The following is a 16,787-nucleotide window of genomic DNA, read 5'->3' as shown; positions in this document are numbered from 1 at the left end:
CGATTGGTCAGAATCAACTGTAAATACGGCAGTCATTTGTTACATAGTTATGAGATAGCCTACGCCATGAATAACTACTCCTTAATTAAGGAGATAAACTTCTCTGCTCAAGGAAAATATTTCAACCCTCTGAGATTTAATTATGGTACTGGAAATACAAATTCAACATATAACAGAAGTATAGTCCAGCTACTGGAATGGTATAATTTCGGAGACTCCCCAAATGCGATAAGCGTAAGAAAAGGCAAATTCGACTATGGATCAGACGATGAAGGGGTGATAACTTACCCCACAAAGGAATCGTATTACAATCATTATAGGAATAAAACGTTATTCAGACATTCACAAAACCGGTATGATAATAGATATGATGGCACCGAAAAAATCTTCCTATACGCCGGCTTGTCAGGAAATATGGCCGCCCCAATGCCCAATTTATTAACAGAACCTGGTTTCGTCGATATTTTCTGTGCTGATATAGATGGTAAGAATGAAGAAGAAGTCATCAAAGTTAACAATACAATTTTCAATGGTTACGATAGAGTGGTTTTTAAAGTTTATTCCGGCAATGTATATTCCGGGATAGGCTTAAGATACACACGTACTTTTGACTTCACAACCGTTCTTACGGATGCAGATGGAGGTAAAAGCATACACCCCAAATTTTACTTCACGGGGGATTTTAATGGTAATGGAAAAATGGAGGTTTTGGCTGTTTCTGCCCACAACCCAATAGGAAAATCTGACATTACATCAAAATGCTATTTGTTTGACCTTGAAAATGGCACTAAACTGTATGAAAAATATGATTTCCCCCATGTAGTAGATTTTTTCGGCACAAGACAAACAAATGCGCAAACGGCGTTTTACAATACCGACCGTATCCTAATATTAGACTATAATGGAGACGGCAAAAGCGACATATGCCACATTAATGATTCAGGAACAAGCATATACACCTTTGAGGGGAGTGGAGTAACCTACTCACTAAAAAAAATTGCCACCTATTCCAACTTAAAAAAATCCACAATAGCGGGACGTGATTTAATGGTGGGTGAATTCAATGGCGATGGTCTACTAGATCTCCTAATATCACCTAATGCGGATAACAGTAGTACCTGGAATATTTACCATTCGAATGGTAACGGAAGCTTTACCATGAGCAGCTTCACAGGGCCTCAAAAAACAACTAGAGAAAATGAAGGTTTTATGTTGCAGGATATAAACAGCGACGGATTAACCGATCTTATTTTCTATAATTCTATAGGATTTACAACCTATTTAACTAAAAACGGAATCCCCAACGCCATAACACCCTCACCATCAAACTCGTCATTTGGAAGGGAGAACAATGATGCCAAATTGCTACCGACGAACATAAACAGTCGTAACGTTTTTTGTCAGCTGTTGGCAATAAAAAATGGAAAAATTTTAAAATATAGCTTCCCTAGAGATGATACTCGTGAGCACATGTTAAGTTCTGTTGTGAACAGTTTTGGAGTGGAATCCCGGTTTGACTACGAAAAGTTGAACGGTAATGGCTCAAACAATAGTGGACCACTTTACAACAAAGGCTCCGGAGCCGCCTTCCCTTATGTGAATTTCAATGGCCCTTTATGGGTTTTATCCATCAGTGAAATTTGGCATAACGGAAGCAAACTGGAGTCTGTTTCATACAACTATCATAATGCCGTTATTCATAAGCAAGGACTAGGCTTCAGAGGTTTTGAGCGTATCAGGGTGAATGACAATATTAGAAATAGGCATTATACCAAGGAAATTAATCCTTACTTATATATGATTTCTAATTACGATGAATCTCCTACCTGTAAGACTACATATCAATTTTCAGTTAGCGTGCAAACCAATAAGGTTCTTAATCTACGATTAACAAGTGTTACAAATCTTGATAAGATAAAGAATCTCTCTTCGTCCTCAACCTATACACATGACTCTTATGGAAATGTAATAACTGAGAACACCACCCTACCAGGTGGAATAAAAATTACAATCACTAATAAATATGCCAATTACACTACCGATGCGGCTTATCTTTTGGGATTTCTGTACGACCAAACCAAGGTTACAACACGTAATGGAGGAAGCTCAACCATTCGATTTTACTATCCATCCTATAGCAATAAAGGCTTACCAAACAGCAAAATCAGTATGGTTGATGGAATGGTTGTAAAACAAGAAGCTTATCTGTATGACATATTAGGCAAGATCACTACGTTAACTGAAACCACCTATAATTCAGAACCTTTAACCACAACATTCCAATATGATGCTTTCGGTAGAATGATAAAGAGCACCAATCCCATGGGCTTCTCTAGAGAAACTCATTATACTTCCAGTGGAATGGCTGATTACAGCCTAAATTACAAAGGACAAAAAACATCCTATACATATGATGAATTTGGTCGGTTGCTCTCCTCTATAAATCCTGCGGGGCAAACAAGTACGACTCTCTTCGCTTGGAGCGAAACTGGCAATAACAGTCTTTACTGTGTAACACAAACCGATGCTGGTCAGCCTACACAAAAGATATGGTATGATGCTTTAGGGCGTGAAAAAAGAAGTGCACAACAACGGTTTGACGGTTTTTGGACGCAGATAGATAATCTTTACGACACCTATGGCCGATTACATAAAGCATCTCAACCTTTTACCGGAAGTGCAGGCTCATTATGGACTACCTATACTTATAATGTATATGACCAAATATTATCTGTAACTCAACCTTCAGGTAAATCTACTACTTATTCATACAACGGATTAACAACTACCATCACATCTGACGGAATAACCACGGTGCGAACTTATGATGCACTGGGTGGGATGGTTTCATCAAAAGACCCTGGAGGAACTGTTACTTTTTTGCTTCGCGCTGACGGACAACCCTCTACAATTGAAGCTCCGGGTGGCATACGAACTACTTTCACTTACGATTCATTTGGAAGACAAATTAGTATGGTAGATCCTTCTGCTGGAACCATTACTTATGGATACGACAATTCAGGGAATTTAAACAGACAGGTAGACGCGGAAGGCCGGGTTACCACAATGGTATTTGATAAGTTCGGAAGAATCACCTCAAAAACAACTCCTGAATTCTCCACTAACTATGATTACAACGCTTATGGTTTAATTGCAGCAATTACTAGTAGTAATGGGACATCAACAACCTTTTCCTATGACACTTTCAATAGGGTGAAGACGAATAAAGAAATAGGAGCTGATGGAATATGGCTGCAAAAAGATTATAACTATCGTGCTGATGGAAGTATTGAGTCACTAAGTTATTTAACTCCAACTGGCACTATTGCTACAGAGACATATGTCTATACCAACGGTACACTTTCGGAAATTCGGCTGAATGGCACAACCTCAATTTTCAAACTTTCTGCACAAAATGCAATTGGGCAACCTACAGCAATTACAACAGGTCCACTTACCAGAGGATATAGCTACAATAACTTTGGCATGCCAACAGGTAGAACAACCTCGAACTCCCAAGGACAACTACAGAACTCTACATATCTCTTTGATACTGTAACTGGTAATCTAATAAGTAGAAAAGACGGTAGTAGGAACATAACTGAAAATTTCGGGTATGATAATCTTAATAGGCTAATTACTTTTGGTAATCACATGGCAGAATATGATGGCATCGGCAATCTTACCAGTAAATCGGACATTGGAACCTTCAACTATAACAACATCTCAAAGCCCTATGCTATCTCAGCAGCCCATATTACTAATGGCTCGGTACCTTTGCGACTACAAAAAGTGAATTACAACTCCTTTAAACAACCTTCTTCTATTTCAGAAAATGACTACACCGCTGATTTTACATACAACTGTGATGGGCAACGGGTAAAAATGTCTTTGAAAGAAAATGGCTCTTTAAAACTTACGCGTTATTATTTAGGCGGTTCTTACGAAAAAGACCAAGGTGTTGCAGGAACTAAAGAAAAGCTTTACCTTGGTGGCGATGCTTACTCAGCCCCTGCCGTGTATGTAAAACAGGGAAGCGGAAATTGGCAACTATTTTTCATTTGTAGAGATTATTTGGGTAGCATCACCCATTTGGTCAACAGCAACGGCTCTTTGACTCAGGAGTTGAGTTATGATGCTTGGGGGCGCTTGCGCAACCCGAACAATCATGTAACCTTTACCTCCGGGAATGAACCTGAACTATTTTTAGGCCGTGGCTTTACCGGACATGAGCATTTGCCTTGGTTTGGACTCATTAATATGAACGGCCGGTTGTATGACCCTGCCATTAGCCGCTTTCTCAGTCCTGATAATTATGTGCAGAGTCCGGACAATAGCCAGAGCTATAATAGATATTCGTATTGTATAAACAATCCACTGAAATATACCGATAAGAACGGTGAATGGTTTGGAATTGATGATTTAATTGCCGCAGCTATAGGAGGCACCATAAACTGGGCAATGAATGGTTGCAGATTTGATGCCAAAGGTCTAGGATATTTTGGGGCAGGTGCTGCCGCTGGCACTTTAGCATTATATGGTCCTGCAGGATGGGCAGCAGGGGGAGCAATATTAGGAGCTTCCAATACTGCGCTTGGAGGAGGAAACGGAAGCCAGATAATACAAGGCGCTTTAGTGGGGGCATTCTCTGGCCTCGTTGGTGGTGCTGCTGGTCAATGGGCTGGACAAGGTTTAGGCGGCCTTATTATAAATGGGACAAATGTTACAAGTCCCATTATTAAAGGAATGGTAACAGGTGCCATTGGAGGCATGGCCGGAGGATATGCTGGTGGGTTTACCGGAAACCTTATAATGGGAGGAGACCTGAAATCTGCCAACAAAGCTGGGTTGAACGGCATGAAAATGGGAGCTTTTATCGGTGCAGGGACAGGAGCTTTTGGAGGTTATCGATATGCTAAACAAAATAACATAAATCCATGGACTGGGAAATCTTTAACGCCTAAGAATAGCATCGAGTCTTTAGGTCTAAATAAAACAATGGACAGAATTAATAATGGAGAGAGTTATCCACATCGAAATGATGGTTCTACATTCCAAAATAGAGAAGGTTTCTTACCTAATCAACCAGAGGGGTACTATAAAGAATATGTACATCCAACACCTGGAGTTAATGGGCCAGGCCCGCAAAGAATTATAATAGGATTTAATGGAGAGATTTATTATACACCTGACCATTATAAAACATTTATTCAAATAGACCAATAAGTAGAATATGTTACGATTTGTAAATAATGTAAAAAGTGATATAAATACTGATGCATTTGTAGCAATTATCACAGGTATTAATGAACAGAAAGAAGATTTACTTAATGAACTAAAGGAAAAACTTTTGTTCCCGGACTATTTTGGCAATAATTGGGACGCATTATATGATTGCCTTTGTGATTTAAGTTGGATAAGTAAATCAAAAATTAGTTTATTACATAAGGATTTACCTAAAATAGATAATAAATCCCTCGTAATATATCTAAATATCTTAGTAGATGCAATTGCAACATGGGAGCCTAACAAGAATAAAATATTTGAAGTAATCTTTGAAATAAAAGATGAAATAAAAGTAAAGGAGCTATTGTGTAATAAATAATAGCCTTATTGTCCTATATCTTTGAGTAGCATATTTACACTTAAATATAAGCTCGGTTTATTGCCGAGCTTTTTATTTTTGTGCTAGCCGCTTTTGCGTATCTCTTTGAAAAATAAATGTGCTTATTAGTTCTGTAATAATATGCTTGTCATCCCCCGCTCGGCGTAGTATTGTGTGTTAGAGACTATGCTTTGGCAGACTACGTCGAATGCTATTCGGCAGTTTGTAACTGCCATGGAGCTGGTTCATCATCGATTTTGTGTAACCAACCGAGATTTCAATTAGATGTAGTCAGGAGACTACAAGGGTTTAGACGACGAAGTCACAGACTTCGCCGAGCGGGGGTTCACCGTTCCCGTTAAGGCGAGTTTCTTGGTAAGCCAAGCGGCAATTCGTGCTTTCATTCCCATTTATAACTGCTAACGCCGGAAAACGAAGCTGAATAACCTCAAGTCAGGCAAAAAAATTAACTATGCTTTAAAAAACGGCAATTTTTTGAAAATAATCTACTAGCTTCGCTTAATAGAAAAACCATAGCAATACAATGACAAGTAACGTGTTAACTCAAGCGTAGTTAAAAACTACGCTTAGCTGTGAGATTATTCAATTGCATTGAATTTTAATCTCTGCATTTAACATCCATGAGCTACTCATGAGATTTTATCATTTTCAAAAAACAGTAATAATTATAAGTAGTCTCTAAAAATGCACTATCTTTGCAGAGTTACACAACCCTTTATCGGGGCTGACCTGGATTTGACAGCAAGGTAAAGTGGTATGTAAGCATGCCGAGCGATGGAATCACGGCTCGATAATCCCGGATTCTGACTTTATAACTGGCGAAACTAATTACGCTCTCGCAGCTTAATCGAAGTATAGTAGATTAGCGTAATCCTTGCTCCAGGAGCTTGGACGAGACATCTCCCGGGTGCCATTTCCTGAAGCGGCCCGAACCGGAGGTGTAGGTAAATCGGGAATAGTCAACAGCTGCCTCGCTCTGTTGGCGAAAACAAAGAGGCTAAGGAGACGTCCGGGTGTCTGTTCCCAAACGGCTCACGAAAACCAATGACAGAATAAGCATGTAGAAAGCATATGGCTTACTTGTTTGGACCGGGGTTCGATTCCCCGCAGCTCCACAAAATATGAATCCCGCGAGAAAATTCTTGCGGGATTCGTATTTATATAATTTGAAGTGCATTAACCGGATATCACATTAATAAGATTAAGCAGCCTGCTATTAATAGGCTTTTCATCTTTAATTGCCTGAGAAAGTGGCACGTGTACTATCTCTCCATTCACAATGCCCACCATCACATCCCTTTTGTTGGTGAGTAGCGCATCCACTGCCGCCACACCCAACTCGCTGGCCAGAACCCTGTCGGTAACGGTTGGCGAACCACCACGCTGCAAATGCCCCAATATGGTAACGCGCACATCATACTCGGGATGCTCCTTTCCAATGCGGTCGGCTATGTCGATGGTCTTTCCAAGTTTTTCGCCCTCGGCTACCAGCACAATGCTACTCGACTTGGAATAGCTGTACTTCTTCTGCAAGAACTCCTTTAACTCATCGAAACTGGTTCTTTTTTCGGGCAGTAAAACCACCTCAGCACCACACGCCACACCTGCATTGAGTGCAATAAAACCGGCATCGCGGCCCATCACTTCAATAAAAAAGAGGCGACTGTGAGATGTGGCCGTATCGCGTATTTTATCTACGGCTTCGGCCACAGTATTTAGCGCTGTGTCGTAACCAATGGTAAGGTCGGTGCCAAACAAGTCATTGTCGATGGTACCGGGAATACCAATTACCGGAAAGTCATACTCATGACCAAAGATGGATGCGCCTGTGAACGTGCCATCACCACCTATCACCACCAGACCATCGATACCCTCGCGCTTTAAGTTTTCGTAAGCCGTAGCGCGCCCTTCAGGGGTTCGAAACACATCGCTGCGTGCCGACTTTAAAATGGTTCCCCCCTCTTTCAAGATTCCACTTACCGAAGCCGCTTCCATTGGAATAAAATCCCCATTCACCATGCCATTGTAACCTTTTAAAATACCGACTACCTCAATGTTCTCATGAACAGCCTTACGTACCACCGCCCGGATTGCAGCATTCATCCCGGGTGCATCACCTCCGGAGGTAAGTACACCTATCTTCTTCATCTCTCTCATTTTATGTAATTTGATTTAATTGACAAGCAACAACTTGAAACCGCAAAACTGTTGGTAACACACCGCTTTACATATTCCAACATTACCGTAGACACTCTCATGATAGAATAATTGTGCCCCACAGATGAGGTAAATATAATGATTGATGCGTTACCGTGTGCGAACACGGACGTAAATCTTGCCGGTTTTCACTATATTTAACGATGTTTGAGAGAGAGAAACATTTTTACCTCCTGAAAATTGTGCATGGCTATAAAATATAAATAGTCTTGCAGAACCAGGATATCGATTGAATTGTGAGATGCTGTTAATCTCTATTTCAGAGATAATTAAGAATTGGAAAGCACCTAATTATCTGCCGCGCAGTGCATACCGAAAAATAATCTTTACTGAATTCTTTGCCTAAAGAGTGACATAATTTTTATAACAGTTACTGAGTTAACAAATTGAATAATTACAATTTTCAAACCGAAGATTATGAGATTTAAACTTACCCTCACAAGCAGCGGATCACAAAACCTTCTGCCCATGAATTATCAATACTACATCAGCGCCTGGATATACCGTGTATTAAAATCAGCTGATGAAGCTTTTGCTACATTTCTGCATGAGAAAGGATATGGTATTGGAGACTCAAAACTGTATAAACTATTTTGCTTTTCACGACTGGAATTTGGAAGGCCCAGGCTGCTTAAGGAGAAACAACTTTTTGAATTGAATTGCAAGCAGATTCATCTGCAAATATCTTTTGACATACCCGAAGCAGCAACAAATTTCATTAAAGGACTTTTTGCTTCCAACAGTTTCTATTTGGGGGACAGAAACAATGGAATCGATTTTATGGTAACGGGAATCGAAGCCTCTTCACCACCTGATTTTAAAACAACATTGAATTACTCCCTATCAACTCCATGGGTAGTTAGCATAAAGGAAGAGGGCTCAAAGCACGCCCGCTTTATATACCCGGACAACCCAGACTTTGCCACATTTGCCACAAAACACATTCGTGAAAAATATGTTAGCACCAGACTACAAGACCCTGGTTTAATAAAGCTTAAGCCATACGCTCCTTTCAAGCGTTCAGGTTATTTGATTAAACCGGGAACCGCAGAAGAAACCAGAATTGTAGGAAGCCTCTTTGACTTTGAACTTACAGCTCCCATTGATGTGCACCAGATGGTGTGGAGTGCTGGTATCTGCGAAAAAAGTTCAAATGGTTTCGGTTGGATTGAGGTTTATGAATGAAAACGCCTGCCGTTAATATATCTATCATTGTTAGGACAAAAGTTAAGTGCTATATTAAAATTATTGATTTACTCGTTTGATTTTATTAGTTTACAGTTTGAACTATTTAGTCGATTTGAGAGAATTGTGAATAGCCTGTTTGGGGTGCAATAATTGATTCAACCTATTTTATATTAAGATTCAATAAGAGCTGAAAAGTCTAGTGTTATTAGCAGGAGTTTTTAAACATACAAATATGATAAAAGAAATCGTACAATTTACAAAGGCATTGCCGGAAGAGACATTCAGCAAGAACCTTAAGTTGAAAGAGGGGCTGTATATGTTTCTGGCTTATGAAAATGAAGAGTTAGTAATAAATCCAAATCGATATCTGTTAGTAAATAACAAAACAGAAGAGACGCCATTATACTATGAGTTTCTTGAATTGTATTCATGTTCTAGTATGATTACAAATAAAAGCATGAACTCCAATGAAAAGATTTTTATTGATATAGGCAGTCCATTCGCGATATCAATTTCAGGTAAAGGATTAAAGCCTGATGAAACAAAATCTGAAACACCCGCAAGCCGAAGAAAAAAACAAGCAGATGCTGTTAATGCTTATTTTAAAGCGGTAGCTAGCGTAGTTGATTTTGAGGCTGAAGAATATACTTTGCAGAAGCAATGGTTTAAAGACTTCCAATATTTTGCAAAAGGAAAAATGTTTGATTTTTTTGACTCTAAAGGAAAACTCGAAAAAAAAGATAACAAATGGGAATTTGAATTTGAATTTGGCAACATCCAACAGAAAATTAAAGATACGTTTTCATTTTATTTTTTCATGGATGCTCCCAAGATGTCTGATTACAATTTGTTTTATGATAAATATATAGAGTCAGGTGTGTTTTTATATCCTTTAAAAAAGAATGAAACACATGGCATTAGCAATGATATTACTGTTGGTAATGTTACAAAGAAGCCTTTTATGCGGCATAAGACTGCAAGTTTTGAGGTGAACTTTAAGGTTTCAGGGGATGAGGCAAAGAGCATTTATAAGTTTTTTAGGTTGAAATCAGAAAACAAAATTTTACCTAACCCATGTCCAATATTTGTACAACAAGATGAATTGAACGAAGATATCGTTCATTTTCAAATTGAAGATAAGACTTTGACATTCCCGAAATTGATAAATCAACTAACCTCAAAACACAATGCTGATTTGAAAAATTACTATTTAATATATTTTCAGAAAGGCTTAAAAGGTAGTCAGATTATAGATATTGACTTTGTGCCTCATTTTAAATACATGCTTGATAGTATTAAACTTACAGAGGTTTTTTGGTTGGGAGGGAGATTTTCTGCAAACGTAATAAGCAATGTATTTGAATTACAGGGTAGGGTGTTTAATTCAGTTTTTAACGGACAGTTATGCCCATCGGATACTTGGGTTAAATATTTTGACGAAATTGAACCGAACCCGAAATATCAATTTACAGATGCAATCTGTAACCTCATGCTTCAATATCGGAAGTCTATCTACGATTACATCTACAAATCACGACACCAGAGCATTACTTGCGCTATGTTCGATAGAATGATGTCCGTTTCTATACTTGAAGATATACGTATTGATGAATATCGATATGACAATCATTCAAGGGGTTATCATATTAAAGAGAAACTAAACCTTTGGTTTAGCCTATATACGCATTTTAGTCAAAATCAAAATAGAGAGAATATGGCATCACGAATTCCCGAATTAGTAGAGAAAATGAAAGCAGTAGCTAATGGCGATTCTGTATCATTTTCGGAAGACCCCGCTGAATTTGCATTCGGTGCAGGGCAAATAGTTTACTTTCTGCTTACAAAAAGTGCAGCAAGTAATAAAAGCTATGCAATGCTCGAACCTTTTTTACAAAAGACCAAGGTGTCTCAATTACAAGACGCAATAAGCAACAGCATAGCAATGTATAAGCACGAAATAGACGTTTCAAAAGGGCGGTTTGAAAAACTTGCTAGTGAGGTTCTTGGATATAATTCAGACATTAACATGAAAGACTATCTCCGCTATTTTCTAGCAGGCTGCTTTGCGCAAAATGTGATTTACGAGAAAAAAGATAAATCAGAAAACGAATAATAACCACGTAATTTTTAAGACTATGATATTCAGCAAAAGAGTTTTCGGAGCAGCTATAGTAAAAGCCATTAACTCCAACTACAATGCCGACTTTAGCGGCCAGCCACGCACATTACCCGATGGTACGGTATATGCAACCGACAAAGCATTCAAATATGCAGTAAAGAATTATTTGAAAGATGTGTATGGGAATGATGAGCGGATTTTTTATTTCAAACGCCTAAATGAAGAATTTGTGCCGTATAGCCTGGATGATGCTTATGCTGCAATGTTTCCAATCAATAAGGATACAAAGGAGAAAAAAGTTGTAGCAAAGGATATTTTAAGTTGCCTTGATATTAGACTTTTTGGTGCAACGTTCGCAAAAAAGGCAAAAGCCGGAAATATTGCGATATCTATTCATGGCCCGGTACAAATAAATCATGGTGTTAATATTTGGGCAGAAAACAATATATTTTCTGAACAGATAATGTCTCCATTTAGAAATCCTGACGAAAAAAGTGAAGAAAAACAAGCCACTACGCTTGGTCGCCAATCAAAACTACAAGAAGGGCATTACTTGCACCACTTTTCGGTGAATCCATCAAATTTAAGTGAAGTTGTAAAACTGGCAGGAGAAGGAGCAAAATCTTTATCAGAAGAAGACATTACCAAACTTAAAGAAGCCATGAGCCGAGGAGTTACCTGGTATGATTCGGCATCGAAAGCTGGTTCGGAAAATGAAGCTTTGATTTGGATTACCTTAAAAGAAGGCTCAAAACTTGTTCTGCCCAATCTTACTCAATTAGTAAAATTGAAGCAGGTAAAGGAAAATGGTCTGGTTGTGCTTGATTGCGAAAAACTAAAGGCAAAACTGGCAGATTTTAAAGCTGAAATAGAATCGGTGGAGATAGCTTACAATAATGATTCAATGAAACTTGAAAACATAGAATCCGGTTGGACGATTCTCAATTTATAGTTGCAAAGTATGACAGCAATAAAAAACTACAACCAACAATTTTCCGAAATTCAAAGCTTAATTATTACGACTAAGCAACGGATTTACCATTCGGTAAATACCGCACTCATTGATTTATATTGGCAAATTGGGGCTTATGTACATAATAAAATTAAGTCAAGCGAATGGGGGAAGTCGGTTGTTCAGAAATTGTCTGATTATATTTTAAAGAACGAACCCGATAGCAAAGGATTTTCTGCTCAGAACATCTGGCGTATGAAACAGTTTTACGCTACATACAGCGATAATGTAATTCTCTCACCACTGGTGAGAGAATTAAGTTGGACTAATAATTTGCTTGTTTTATCGAAATCAAACAACAATCAGGAACGGGAATTCTATTTAAGGCTAGCAATTCAAGAAAAATATAGTTCTAGAGAGCTCGAACGCCAGATTGATAGCGGTTTGTTTGAGCGATCAATCACAAACAATCAATTTCTCTCAGCAGTGCTGAGAGAATTGCATCCTGCTGCTGAACGTAATCTTAGAGATATCTATTTGCTTGATTTTCTATCATTGCCAAAACATCATTCCGAGAAAGATTTTAGAAAAGCTATTGTGAAAAACCTAAAAGAATTTGTTATTGAATTCGGGAAAGATTTTGCATTAGTGGGCGAAGAGTACCGTTTGCAGGTTGGTAATAAGGACTTTTATGTGGATTTGCTTTTCTACCACCGTGAATTGCAGTGCCTGGTGGTTTTCGATTTAAAAATAACAGATTTCAAACCGGAATATATGGGCAAAATGGAGTTCTATTTGGAAGCATTGGACAATGATGTGAAAAAGGAACACGAAAAACCAAGTGTTGGTATTATTCTCTGTAAAAACCACGACACACAAGTTGTGCAATATGCTCTTAATAGGTCTGTTTCACCAACAATGGTTGCAAAGTACGAGACACAGCTAATTGACAAAAAGCTGCTTGAACAGAAACTAGATGAGTTTTTTACATTAGAAGAACCCCGTGTTGAATATCAATTAACAAGAAAATAATGAACAAACTTCTTTCATTCGACCTAAGAGCCGATTTCGGGATGCTGAAAAAACCCGATACAAACGAACCAGTATATCTTACTTTCAACATGCTTCACAAACCCGCATTGCTGGGAATACTCGGAGCAATAGCAGGAATGAAAGGCTTTATGAAAAACGGTGAGTTGCCTAAGTATTACGAAAAATTGAATCATGTTAAGCTTAGCTTTATGCCATTGAACGATGATACGGAAAAGAAATATCACGAAAACGGCAATTTCTCGAAAACCATAATCAAGTACAATAACAGCACAGGCATGGCAAGTGAAGAAACTGGTGGAAATCTTATGGTTTCGGAACAAACTCTTATTGCTCCAGCCTTTAGATGTTTTGTTTTGCTTGATACTGAAATAGAAGAACAGAAAATACTGTATGATAATATACTGAGCTACAAATCTGAATATGTTCCGTACTTGGGGAAAAATGAACATTCGCTTTGGTGGGAGAATGCCCGTGAGCTTGCATACTCTGATTTCAAACCAGAGGGTGATTTTATTATTAATTCTTTGTTTGTAAAAGAAGAAGCGGTAAAAGATGGAAAAGCAAGGCCGCGTTTTATCCCGGGCAAAAGGAAAGACTTAAATAATTTACCGTTTATGTATTTTGAGAATTTGCCTCATTTATACTTGGGAGCTCCTTTATTTCAATATGATTATAAAGCTTTTGCCTATACAAACCATGAACTAAGAGAAGATTATTCTCCAACAGAATCTTTCCAATTATTAAGTACAGAGAAATATGTTATACAACTCTTTTAGTAATATAACTAAAAAAGCCTTGAAGCTTTTTGATACGGCAGGGGATAGGTATTTGGCTCATATTTCTGACTCCAAACGTGATGAAACTTTAAAGGAACATTCAGAGCTTGTTTTAAAATACCTTGGCAAAATTGCAGTAAATCAGAACATTGAAACTATTGCAGATAATGCAATAAAGGTATTGTGCGAAGCAGCCAGCATAAACAGCACCGAAGTTAGCAACTATTGTAAAGCTATTTTCTTTAACTCTGTCGTTTTACATGATTTGGGAAAAATTAACCCGAATTTTCAAGTTGAAAAAATGCAGAACAAGGATTTCCAAAAACAAGCTCTTGAACAAAAGCACTATCATTCATTTTTAGGCAGTTATATTTTTAGCAACTATTATTTCGAACAAATACTTGAAGATGACAGTGTTAATGAGAATGATAAGACTTTTTTGTATTTCATAGTTATTGCTTTTGGATGTTCAATAAACAGTCATCATTCACCATTTATAGGTTTTGAAAAGGAGTTTAACATTAAGATTGTTGAAGAATCATATCAATTTTTAGATGTTTATAAAATTTTGTTGAATTCTGATTGCAGCATTAGCTTTTATGAAAGTTTTGACGATATAATAAATGAATTCACCGCTAAAGCAGATACTAAAACGTACTTTAGTCTTTTCGCGCTCCTCAAACTCAGCTACTCACTTCTTACAGCCTGCGACTATTATGCAACAAACGATTATATGGCTGACATGCAAGTTGATGATTTCGGAGTTTTAAATAATGAACTCAAAGAAAAAATAACAACCAATTTCTATTCAACCAAATCCTACAATAAGGAACTATTTGAAAGGTTCGAGGAGTTTCAAAATAAACCATTTACAGAACTTCAGGAACGAAATAGGGCAAACCTAAATTTTTTGCGGCAAAAGCTCAATGCAGAAGTGATTTCTTCATTAAAGCAAAATTCCGATAGCCACTGGTATTATATAGAAGCACCAACTGGGGCTGGAAAAACTAATCTTTCACTGGCATGTATTACCGAATTGTTGAAAACAGATAAAAGCCTGAACAAAATATTTTATGTGTTTCCGTTCACCACGCTTATTACACAAACCTTTCAGGCAATTCAAGAAACTATTGGGCTGACAAACAATGAAATAATTCAGCTACATTCAAAAGCCGGTTTTCATGAAAGCAATAGAACATGCGCAGAAGTAGATGCCACGTACGGGAAAGAAAAACGCTTATACCTCGATAATCTATTTGTTAATTATCCATTCTGCGTTACTTCCCATGTGCGTTTTTTTGAGATTCTGAAAGGCAATAGCAAAGAATCTAACTATCTTCTTCACCGATTGTGCAATTCTGTGGTAGTGATTGACGAGTTGCAGACATACAACCCGAAACATTGGGACAAAATCTTGTATTTTATTGAGCATTATGCTCCCTTATTCAATATAAGATTTATAATAATGTCGGCAACCTTGCCAAAGATTGATGCTTTAAGTGAAACAGCAAAAGGTACATTTGTGAGTCTTACTCCGAATAAACATCATTATTTCACCAATAAAAATTTTGCCGGACGTATTGAATTTGACTTTTCGCTGCTCGATAATGCTGATTTTAAGAACATCGACAAACCAAACTATATAAGTATGCTTGCAACCTTTGTGAAAGAGCAGGCAGATGTCTATTTTGAAAAACATGGTAAAGCTAGAGTGCTTGTTGAATTTATTACTAAAAATACAGCGTCTCAATTTTTTAAGCTCGTGGAAAACGAGAAAAAATTTGAAGGTTATAAGCTGTTTATTATCTCCGGTGATATTTTAGAACCCCAGCGCAAAACAATTATCAACGAACTTAAAGCTGTGAAATACGATAAAGTTTTAGTCGTATCAACACAAGTAGTTGAGGCTGGTGTTGATATAGATATGGATTTGGGCTTTAAAGACCGTTCGTTGCTCGACAGCGATGAACAACTTGCAGGACGGATAAACCGCAACGCCTCGAAAGATGATTGCAAGGTGTTTTTGTTCGATTGCGATAGTGCCAAAGTGATATACGGAAAAGATAAACGCTATATACAGCAGCAAAAAGATAAAGACCTATTCAATAATTTCAGGGAAATATTACAGAATAAAACCTTCGACAAACTGTATGAAAAGGTGTTCCAAGAAGCATTGAAGCCAGACTGGACAGATGGCGACAAATTAGACAGTTATCTTGACAATTTTAAACAATTTGATTTTAAGAATATTTCAAATGAATTCCGTCTTATTGACGAATATGAAAGCGAGCAATTATTTATTCCTTTGGATGTTGAACTAGAGAAAGAAGATAAACTTGAATATTTAGAAAAAATTAATGTTCTTAATATAGATAAGAAGCTATCCGGTGAAATGCTGTTTGACCGCTATATTTCAATAATCAAGAACAAACATAGTGATTATACCTTAAATCAAATTGAACTCAAAATACTTACAGGGCTAATGTCCAGGTTTACCATATCTGTTTATCCCAAAATGATAAAAGCCCTTTCATGCCAGTTTGATGCAGAAAAAAGCCAGTATGGTTACAAATATTTTTCTCATTGGAAAGGTAAATATGATCAGGTGGCCGGGTTTGATATGAAGAGCGTTACAGAAGATGTTTTTTTATAAAAAGCTCTTAAACAATTCGTTTGAAAACATTAGTATTGCCAGCGCTTTAAGAAATGTTCTATTTGATATGGATATGATGGATAACATTTATGCAAATCAACATTGCATGTGATTATTTCAAAATTAAGGAATTGTAAGTGTAGGCTTAGAATAACCTGTTGTAAATTATTAATTGCGCTTTTGAAAGTGTAGATAAAGCATAT

Annotated in this window: 9 protein-coding genes and 1 other RNA gene; 9 read left to right on the top strand and 1 reads right to left on the bottom strand. The window is 37.5% G+C overall.

Features of this window, described 5'->3' with window-relative positions; genetic code table 11:
• The first annotated feature begins 66 nt into the window (after positions 1-66).
• The 3 genes from ALKIM_RS18450 to ssrA all read left to right on the top strand — a co-directional run bounded on the left by ALKIM_RS18450 (position 67) and on the right by ssrA (position 6,744).
• A complete protein-coding gene (locus ALKIM_RS18450) occupies positions 67-5,226 on the top strand; it encodes an FG-GAP-like repeat-containing protein (protein ID WP_052345539.1) in 5,160 nt (1,719 codons plus the stop codon).
• Between the two features lie 7 nt (positions 5,227-5,233).
• Positions 5,234-5,605, top strand: a complete 372-nt coding sequence (locus ALKIM_RS0112235) for a barstar family protein (protein ID WP_026474901.1) — start codon at positions 5,234-5,236, stop codon at positions 5,603-5,605.
• Positions 5,606-6,346: 741 nt separating this feature from the next.
• Positions 6,347-6,744, top strand: a transfer-messenger RNA (tmRNA) gene (ssrA, locus tag ALKIM_RS19655).
• A gap of 58 nt (positions 6,745-6,802) precedes the next feature.
• On the opposite strand, the gene pfkA is transcribed toward ssrA, so the two are convergent.
• Positions 6,803-7,774 carry a 6-phosphofructokinase gene (pfkA, locus tag ALKIM_RS0112230; RefSeq protein ID WP_262480532.1) on the bottom strand — a complete coding sequence of 324 codons (972 nt, stop codon included), beginning with the start codon at positions 7,772-7,774 and terminating at the stop codon, positions 6,803-6,805.
• Positions 7,775-8,260: 486 nt separating this feature from the next.
• Between pfkA and cas6 the strand changes: the two genes are divergently transcribed.
• From cas6 to ALKIM_RS0112200, 6 genes are all read left to right on the top strand, one after another.
• Positions 8,261-9,028, top strand: a complete 768-nt coding sequence (cas6, locus tag ALKIM_RS0112225) for a CRISPR-associated endoribonuclease Cas6 (RefSeq protein ID WP_026474899.1) — start codon at positions 8,261-8,263, stop codon at positions 9,026-9,028.
• A gap of 235 nt (positions 9,029-9,263) precedes the next feature.
• Positions 9,264-11,144 carry a hypothetical protein gene (locus tag ALKIM_RS0112220; RefSeq protein WP_026474898.1) on the top strand — a complete coding sequence of 627 codons (1,881 nt, stop codon included), beginning with the start codon at positions 9,264-9,266 and terminating at the stop codon, positions 11,142-11,144.
• A 22-nt stretch (positions 11,145-11,166) separates the two neighbouring features.
• The gene (locus ALKIM_RS0112215; protein ID WP_026474897.1) at positions 11,167-12,102 is read left to right on the top strand and encodes a type I CRISPR-associated protein Cas7; all 936 of its coding nucleotides are present in this window, start codon (positions 11,167-11,169) and stop codon (positions 12,100-12,102) included.
• Positions 12,103-12,111: 9 nt separating this feature from the next.
• Positions 12,112-13,134, top strand: a complete 1,023-nt coding sequence (locus tag ALKIM_RS0112210) for a PDDEXK nuclease domain-containing protein (RefSeq protein ID WP_026474896.1) — start codon at positions 12,112-12,114, stop codon at positions 13,132-13,134.
• Positions 13,134-13,931 carry a CRISPR-associated protein Cas5 gene (locus ALKIM_RS0112205; protein WP_026474895.1) on the top strand — a complete coding sequence of 266 codons (798 nt, stop codon included), beginning with the start codon at positions 13,134-13,136 and terminating at the stop codon, positions 13,929-13,931. Before ALKIM_RS0112210 ends, ALKIM_RS0112205 begins: the two co-directional genes overlap by 1 nt.
• The gene (locus tag ALKIM_RS0112200) at positions 13,912-16,584 is read left to right on the top strand and encodes a CRISPR-associated helicase/endonuclease Cas3 (protein ID WP_026474894.1); all 2,673 of its coding nucleotides are present in this window, start codon (positions 13,912-13,914) and stop codon (positions 16,582-16,584) included. The genes ALKIM_RS0112205 and ALKIM_RS0112200 overlap by 20 nt, the downstream gene beginning before the upstream one ends.
• The last annotated feature ends 203 nt before the right edge of the window (positions 16,585-16,787 follow it).

It is taken from the genome of Alkaliflexus imshenetskii DSM 15055, from assembly GCF_000517065.1.
Taxonomy (GTDB): Bacteria; Bacteroidota; Bacteroidia; order Bacteroidales; family Marinilabiliaceae; genus Alkaliflexus; species Alkaliflexus imshenetskii.
Note: the sequence above shows the minus strand (reverse complement) of the source record. Positions and strands in the feature narration are given on the sequence as shown.

Coding starts and splice junctions, on each gene's coding strand:
- ALKIM_RS18450 (WP_052345539.1), top strand. CDS start 67: ATGAATAACTACTCCTTAATTAAGGAGATAAACTTCTCTGCTCAAGGA.
- ALKIM_RS0112235 (WP_026474901.1), top strand. CDS start 5,234: ATGTTACGATTTGTAAATAATGTAAAAAGTGATATAAATACTGATGCA.
- pfkA (WP_262480532.1), bottom strand. CDS start 7,774: ATGAAGAAGATAGGTGTACTTACCTCCGGAGGTGATGCACCCGGGATG.
- cas6 (WP_026474899.1), top strand. CDS start 8,261: ATGAGATTTAAACTTACCCTCACAAGCAGCGGATCACAAAACCTTCTG.
- ALKIM_RS0112220 (WP_026474898.1), top strand. CDS start 9,264: ATGATAAAAGAAATCGTACAATTTACAAAGGCATTGCCGGAAGAGACA.
- ALKIM_RS0112215 (WP_026474897.1), top strand. CDS start 11,167: ATGATATTCAGCAAAAGAGTTTTCGGAGCAGCTATAGTAAAAGCCATT.
- ALKIM_RS0112210 (WP_026474896.1), top strand. CDS start 12,112: ATGACAGCAATAAAAAACTACAACCAACAATTTTCCGAAATTCAAAGC.
- ALKIM_RS0112205 (WP_026474895.1), top strand. CDS start 13,134: ATGAACAAACTTCTTTCATTCGACCTAAGAGCCGATTTCGGGATGCTG.
- ALKIM_RS0112200 (WP_026474894.1), top strand. CDS start 13,912: ATGTTATACAACTCTTTTAGTAATATAACTAAAAAAGCCTTGAAGCTT.